6 protein-coding genes, 1 tRNA gene and 1 pseudogene are annotated in these 7,428 nt (G+C 40.2%); 4 read left to right on the top strand and 4 right to left on the bottom strand.

Annotated elements, in window-relative coordinates:
* Both SD31_RS12500 and rpe read right to left on the bottom strand, forming a co-directional pair.
* Positions 1–2,097, bottom strand: a 2,097-nt coding sequence (locus SD31_RS12500; protein WP_039054385.1) for an aconitase family protein, incomplete at its 3' end; no start/stop codon positions are given.
* Positions 2,098–2,398: 301 nt separating this feature from the next.
* Positions 2,399–3,078: pseudogene (rpe, locus tag SD31_RS12495) on the bottom strand (ribulose-phosphate 3-epimerase).
* Between the two features lie 161 nt (positions 3,079–3,239).
* Between rpe and SD31_RS19395 the strand changes: the two are divergent.
* The 4 genes from SD31_RS19395 (at position 3,240) to SD31_RS12485 (ending at position 5,583) form a co-directional block, all read left to right on the top strand.
* A complete protein-coding gene (locus SD31_RS19395; RefSeq protein ID WP_231561578.1) occupies positions 3,240–3,692 on the top strand; it encodes a hypothetical protein in 453 nt (150 codons plus the stop codon).
* Positions 3,693–3,744: 52 nt separating this feature from the next.
* Entirely contained in the window at positions 3,745–4,017 is a 273-nt protein-coding gene (locus tag SD31_RS19390; protein ID WP_231561577.1) for a hypothetical protein, read from the top strand.
* A complete protein-coding gene (locus SD31_RS12490) occupies positions 3,972–5,384 on the top strand; it encodes an HD family phosphohydrolase (RefSeq protein ID WP_231561575.1) in 1,413 nt (470 codons plus the stop codon). The genes SD31_RS19390 and SD31_RS12490 overlap by 46 nt, the downstream gene beginning before the upstream one ends.
* A 111-nt stretch (positions 5,385–5,495) precedes the next feature.
* Positions 5,496–5,583: transfer RNA gene (locus SD31_RS12485), tRNA-Ser, on the top strand.
* Between the two features lie 191 nt (positions 5,584–5,774).
* Here SD31_RS12485 and SD31_RS16715 read toward each other — a convergent pair.
* Together SD31_RS16715 and SD31_RS12475 are read right to left on the bottom strand one after the other, a co-directional pair.
* Positions 5,775–6,026, bottom strand: coding sequence for a hypothetical protein (locus tag SD31_RS16715; protein ID WP_197053704.1), 252 nt, complete (start codon positions 6,024–6,026; stop codon positions 5,775–5,777).
* Between the two features lie 70 nt (positions 6,027–6,096).
* A complete protein-coding gene (locus SD31_RS12475; RefSeq protein ID WP_039054383.1) occupies positions 6,097–7,356 on the bottom strand; it encodes a hypothetical protein in 1,260 nt (419 codons plus the stop codon).
* Between the last annotated feature and the right edge of the window lie 72 nt (positions 7,357–7,428).

Below are 7,428 nucleotides of genomic sequence, written 5' to 3'. Positions count from 1 at the left end.
ATTATCGTCTGGTTTCAAAGCTGGTTTCTCTCCGGATTTAATCTCCGCAATACGTTTATTCGCTTTTTCTATAAGCCCTTTTAATACACCATTGGAATTGTCCATACCTTTGTCTATCATAATCTGAAGACGAGATTTTGCAATTTCCAATGATTCTATAAGTGTATCATCCTGAGAAATGCAGATTGAAGCTTTCGCCTTCATCTCTGCAGTCCAGTCTGTAAACGTAAATGCTTGATCTGCAAGAAGCGTACCGATATGCACTTCGATAACACGGCCTTGGAACACGTTTTCTCCACCAAACTGTTGCAACATCTGTGCCTGAGTAGCATGTACTACATCACGGAAGTCTACATGTTCTTTCATTTTACCTTTGAAGGTAACTTTTACCGATTCAGGAATTGGCATAGAAGCCTCTCCCGTTGCCAAAGCCAATGCTACCGTTCCCGAGTCGGCACCGAATGCTACCCCTTTGGACATACGTGTATGGGAGTCACCCCCGATGATGATTGACCAGTCATCCACTGTCATGTCGTTCAAAACTTTATGGATGACGTCAGTCATGGAGTGATACACCCCTTTAGGATCGCGTGCCGTGATAAGACCGAACTCGTTCATAAACTTCATCAGCTTAGGGATATTAGCTTGCGCCTTCTTATCCCAAACCGAAGCAGTGTGGCATCCTGACTGATAAGCACCATCCAAAGTAGGTGCAATCACTGTAGCTGCCATAGCCTCTAGCTCCTGTGCGGTCATAAGACCTGTAGTGTCCTGCGACCCTACAATGTTCACTTTAACACGAACATCTGATCCTGCATGTAAGACCTTACCTGGTGTGACACCTACAGCATTCTTATTAAATATCTTTTCAACCGCTGTAAGACCTTGCCCCTCCATGGAAACTTCTTTTGCAGGAGCAAATACCTGAGGAGCTGTAATGCCTAATGTTTGTGCGGCAAAAGTTTGTATTTTCTTACCGAATACTATCGCATAAGAACCTCCGGCACGGATAAACTCTAATTTTTGTGGAGTCAACGACTTGGAAAGATCGATTAACTCTTTATCACCGTTATATAATTTTTTTGACTTTGTGTTGATGATCAATACAGTACCTGTAGCAACGGAATAAACTTCCTCTAATACTGGGTCACCGTTTTCGTTCAACACTACATTTCCATTTGCGTCAGTTTTCTTTCTCCAGTTTTTCAGGTCAATACCTATACCTCCTGTAACATCTACTGTAGTCTGGAAAATCGGAGAAATACCGTTTGTTCCGGCAACGATAGGTGCCACATTCACGAAAGGAATATATGGTGAAGACGGTCTTCCTGTCCAAAGAGCAACGTTGTTCACTCCCGACATACGGGACGAACCTACCCCCATAGTACCCTTTTCCGCTACCAACATCACCTGAGCATCCGGATGCTGAGCTTTCAACGCCGTAATTTCTTCCTGTGCTTTCGGAGAAATCATGCATTTACCGTGTAGCTCACGGTCCGAACGCGAGTGTGCTTGATTACCAGGTGATAATAAGTCCGTAGAGATATCTCCTTCAGCAGCAATATAAGTAACCACTTTGATCTCTTCCGGAACTTCAGGTAGCTTGGTAAAAAACTCGGCTTTAGCGTAGCTTTCTAAAATATCTTTTGCGATAGCATTGCCAGCCTCATACGCCGCCTTAAGACGTGCCGTATCCGCATCATACAAGAATACTTGAGTCTTCAATACTTCAGCAGCCTGACGGGCTATATTTTCATCTTCGCTTAATGCCAAATCAATCAATACCTTAATAGAAGGACCTCCCTTCATATGGGATAGCAGTTCAAAAGCAAAAGCAGGCGTTATCTCTGCTACTACTTCTTGACCAAGGATGATTTCTTTTAGGAATTGAGCCTTAACACCGGCAGCTGGCGTGGTTCCCGGCAAAGTGTTATAGATAAATAAGCGAAGTGATTCTTCTCTATGTTCGTTTTGGGTATCTTTAATCTGAGCAATGATTTCTTCTAATAATTCTGCTCCATCGATTGGTTTAGGATTTAAGCCTTGTGCTTTTCTTTCTACAACTTCAAGTAAATAATCGTTGTAAATACTACTCATAAATAAATTAACTCTTTATCAATTTGAGGCAACACTATCGCATTGCCGGATTTAACCTTTAAAGTCTTTCATAATGCGTCATTTTAAAAAAAATACACATCATAATTAACTTTCTTATCTCTGCTCACTAAGCTGATTTACATTCTTAAAATCAGCTTTTTTGCTAGTTGCCAAATTTAGCTAAAATCCCACTTTAATATATCTGTGGAATGTAAATTAAACCAATTTGGAATCAATCTAAACAAAATATATTTAATTACGCCAACCTGCTATCGAAATTTTCCAAATTGCATCAATAGTATTATACCGACTGCACATCCGACGATATGGACTTCAAGGACTTGATGGTTTGGATGGGGTTTTCGGCATTGAAAACAAATGATCCTGCTACCAAGACATCAGCTCCGGCATTCACCAACTTTGCTGCATTTGCAGTAGACACACCTCCGTCAATTTCTATAAGCAGACTATCATTTACACCGGCTGCCAAAGCACGCAATTCCCTTACCTTGGCATACGTATGTTCGATAAATTTCTGACCTCCAAATCCAGGATTTACAGACATAATACAAACTAAGTCAATATCTTGGATCACATCTTTTAACAGTTGAACAGGAGTGTGCGGATTAAGGGCAACCCCTGCTTTGCAGCCTAACTCTTTGATCGCCGCCAATGTACGATGTAGATGTGTGCAGGTTCATAATGCACGGTAATTACCGCAGCACCACTATCTTTACACACTTTCAAATATCTGTCCGGATCTACAATCATCAGATGCACATCCAGTGGCTTTGTGGCATGCTTGGCTATAGCCTGCATCACAGGAAAGCCAAAAGAAATATTAGGCACAAAAACACCATCCATAATATCAATATGAAACCAATCGGCTTCACTTTCATTTACCATTTTAACTTCTTTTTCAAGATTCGCAAAGTCTGCCGCCAATACGGATGGCGCTATTAAGTGTTTATTCGTCGACATCTAATTTTCTATTATAGTAATTTGGTCAACAAAGATAAATCTATTATTTCCCCCTATCAAATGATTTTGGAGATAAAGACATTTTTGCGCATTCTGCACGGGAGAAGTAAAATTTCATAGGATATTAATTACTTTTGTTATAAACAAAAATTATTCAAGCCGTGGCAAAACTAAAAATCAATTATATAGACAATAAGTTACAGAACAACTCTCCTTGGCTGAAATATGGCATGCTCGTACTTACAGTCTTGCTCATCTGTGCTTTCCTGCCGAAGCAACCGCGCTTTGAGTATGAGTTTCAAAAAGGAAAACCGTGGAATCACGAAAACTTGATTTCACCGTACAACTTTGCCATCATGAAAACCAAGGAGGAGATGGAACGTGACCGCCAGCAGGTGTTGAAAACGGTACAGCCTATCTATAACCTCAACCCTAATATCAGCAAAGAACAAATAGATCAGTTTACCACTGACATCGCTGAAAAATGGCAAAGCAGCCAGATGGATACGGTATCCTCTCTCAACATTCAAACCTACAAAAACAAAGGAATAAGAGATATTAACATACATCTACAACCGTGGTGTAATATCGCTGAACAACCGCTATCAAACTAAAGGTGCCGAAGCTGATAAAATAAGCGAAACGGAAGCAAACTACAACTTCACCTTGGTAGACAACAACATTGCTACACAAAAAAATACCGCCGATTGCTTTACGATAGAAAGCGCCGTAGATTATGCACATGAAGCGATAGAAAAGGATGCATCCATCACCCGTAAAAAATGGCTACTTGAAGTTCTCAAAAACTACATTACTGTAAACTATATCTTTAATGAACATCTGACAAACAAGATCGAACAGACAGCGTTGAGCAACATTTCCACCACGCGGGGATGGTACAAAAGGGAGAACTCATCGCCGAAAAAGATAAAATCGTAAACAACGAAACATACCAAAAACTAGAGTCTCTACGTAAAGTTTTTGAAGACGAAGCCCGCATTTCTGGAAACAAAACTTATGTTTCTCTAGGTCAATTTCTGGTTGTAGGACTTGCTATGGCCTTACTAATGGTTTTCCTCTTTTACTTTCGTCGCAACATTTACAACAACAACCGCTTACTGGCTATCATCTATATCGTCATTTTAGGCATGTTGGGCGTATTCTCTTGGGCGATGAATCTCAAAATCAGCAGTCTCTATTTTATCCCTTACTGTGGTGTGCCTATTATCTTCCGTATTCTTTTTGACACTCGTGTAGCTCTAAACATACATTTGCTGATGGTTTTGATAACAGCGCTTTTTGTGCCTAACAGTTACGACTTCGTGTTCCTACAATTTATGTCCGGACTAGTGGCCATATACAGTATCAAGACCATGGTGAAACGCGAACAGTTTTTGATCTCCAGCCTGCTCATTTTGGCTACATATATTGTAGGTCATATAGGCTTGGTTCTCACACGTAATGGATTACTAAGTAGTATATACTGGGGTGATATTCTCCCATATTTTGTCAGCGTAGGATTAACACTCCTTGCCTATCCTTTGATTTATGCTTTCGAGAAGATGTTCGGCATCGTATCAGATTTGACACTCATGGAGCTTACCAACTCCAACTCCAAACTATTAAGAGAACTCTCGCTGAAAGCTCCCGGAACATTCCAACATTCCTTGCAGGTGGCAAATCTTGCTGAAGCAGCAATATATAAGATTGGCGGTAACTCCTTACTTGTGCGTGCAGGAGCATTATATCACGATATCGGCAAAATACTAAACCCACGATATTTCATCGAAAATCAAAAGACTGGGGTAAACCCACATGAAGAATTAACTTCGGAACAAAGTGCACAAATCATTATTTCCCATGTCATTAAAGGCATTGAAATAGCCAAACGCCATAAGCTTCCAGAAGTTATAATAGACTTTATCAAAACACATCATGGCACCACCCGGGTGGATTACTTTTACAAAGAATGCATCAAAAACAACCCAGACAAGCTGGTAGATGAATCCTTATTTCACTATCCAGGACCTATACCTTTTTCCAAAGAGACAGCTGTGTTGATGATGGCCGATTCGGTAGAGGCGGCGGCACGGGCGCTCAAAGAGCCCACTCAAGAATCAATTTCGAATCTTGTAGACAACATTATCCAGTATAAACTGGACCAAAAACAGTTTGTAAATGCCAACATCACCCTAAAAGATATCAGCGATGTAAGCACGATTTTCAAAAATATGCTCATGAGCATTTATCATGTCCGGATTGACTATGATTTGGGTAAAAGAAAAGAGCCTGCAGCAGCAAAATAATTGTAATTGACAATCAGAATGTTATTAAATAAAGGCAAAAAAAAGTAAAAAAATCTTGTTTTAAAGTTTGCAGAGTCAATTTTTTGCCTTATGTTTGCAATGTCGAAACACGGAAGGGTGCCTGAGAGGCCGAAAGGAACAGTTTGCTAAACTGTCGTACCGGATAACGGTACCGCGGGTTCGAATCCCGCCCCTTCCGCTAAGACAGTTAAAGCTCAACATCAGTTGAGCTTTTTTCGTTTATAACCCTTAATAAGCACATAAGATTTTGTCTGCTTGCCAAATTGAAATCAACTATCTATTTAGGAAGTAATTTGCACTGTCATAATGCGAAAAGTGCTTTCACCATCTGCGGTGAAAGCACTTTTCTATAAAGTTAGATCTAAGAAATTACTCTTTTGTAAGTCTAAAATTAGCGAAATGATATACGATATCTTTGGCCGGTGCATAAGTACCAGAAGGTTCTCCTCCTATATTAATAACAATCACACGGTTATGCTTACCAATCATATTAGATAGGTCGACCTCCATATCGATCCATTTTTGCAGGTTGTTGTCTGGAATAAAATAATCGGCTGCCACAGTGTTCCATAGCTGCTGTCCATAGCTACTTTCTGTAGTGAAAGCCCATAGGTAGTTCATAAATCTAGGCCATAGCTTCTGATAATTTGCATACATGGCTCCTTGGGTAAAAGCGTCTTTGGCTGGAGCACTAAACTTTAAAACGCAGCTTCTTATACACTTGAGCATTGAATTCATATTCCTTAGGCATAACGAAAGCGAATGAGGCAGAGCGATCTCGAAGTATCACTCTAAAGACATTATATAAGCCCTCTCCTGCAGGATAATCTCCTGGATCTACAATAAGGTCAATCTTCCAGTTAGTGGCTTGTACTGTCCCATTGATAAGATATTTCAGAGGAATCACCGCTTCATCCGGTACCTGCACTAGTTCCACTACACCACTATTGACATAAGGTTGAAGTAAGTGGTCTATTCCTAGTGAATAAGGGATATATTTAACTTTTTTCACTAGGTTGTTGGCCAGCAAATCCACCAGAAACTGGGCATTTACCTCTGGCATGTCTCCCACTCTTCTGGCAAAAGGATCGAAACTACCTCCTCCTAGGGTAGCAACGATACCATTACGATTGTAAGATATAGTTTTCATCTGAAAGAGGTCTCCTCCTGTAAGGTCCACTTCATCCAGATTACTGAAGTAAAATAAATCTTGCAAAGTGTTTACGTCCACAGGATAGACAAGCTTTTTAATATCCGCGATAGCTTGCGCTGTAAAGGTATTTATCCCATTAGCTCTTAATATTTCTGGTTCAGCTGGCTGGAATATACTATTGGCTAGCGGCATATTGAAAGTCACAGGCTGATATAGCTCTACGGTATCCAATATACGTTCCCCATTTACTTTCGGAATAACCTTATAATACACATCAATATTTATGCGGTCTCCAGGTGTTAGATTTGCAGCGAAAATACGTGGATTTAATAATCTTTCTCCAGTTCGTTCAACACCGGTATTATCAGTGTATTTAAAAGTCAATCCGCAATAATCCAATAATATAGATGATAAGTTCTCAGTCCAATCTAGTACGGCTGCTGTTGGAGAAGCTAGCACACGTGGAGATTTAACAGCAATAGTACTTAACTCCGTTTGCGTATAAGGAATCAGCGCTATTTCCTGCGGAACAGACCTATTGCCATATTCATCTTCCGTATATACTTTGAAGCGATACAGCTTTGATACGGTAAGTCCTGTTATGTTTACCCAAGAAACTACAGAATCAATGACAATACGCTTATCATCATATTCTACTACCGTCTTCTTGGCTTTTCCCATATAGATTTTGTTCGAGGGAATTCTTCCGGCTTTAAGCAGGTCGATTTCCACCCTTTCATAGCCTACCTGCCTTATGATGGTATCGTTATTTGGCAGGATAGATATCCTCTTTGGCATATTTCTCCAAATTGTCGTACATGCCTTTGCATCCGGTCTGCAAGATCATTGCAAATCCTATCAAAGCATATA

This window comes from Sphingobacterium sp. T2 (assembly GCF_000814685.1).
Classification (GTDB): Bacteria; Bacteroidota; Bacteroidia; order Sphingobacteriales; family Sphingobacteriaceae; genus Sphingobacterium; species Sphingobacterium thermophilum.
Note: the sequence above shows the minus strand (reverse complement) of the source record. Positions and strands in the feature narration are given on the sequence as shown.

Bases quoted from the DNA above. Each gene is read 5' to 3' on its own strand.
- SD31_RS12490 (WP_231561575.1), top strand. From the start codon at position 3,972: ATGGTACAAAAGGGAGAACTCATCGCCGAAAAAGATAAAATCGTAAAC.
- SD31_RS16715 (WP_197053704.1), bottom strand. From the start codon at position 6,026: ATGAACTACCTATGGGCTTTCACTACAGAAAGTAGCTATGGACAGCAG.
- SD31_RS12475 (WP_039054383.1), bottom strand. From the start codon at position 7,356: ATGCCAAAGAGGATATCTATCCTGCCAAATAACGATACCATCATAAGG.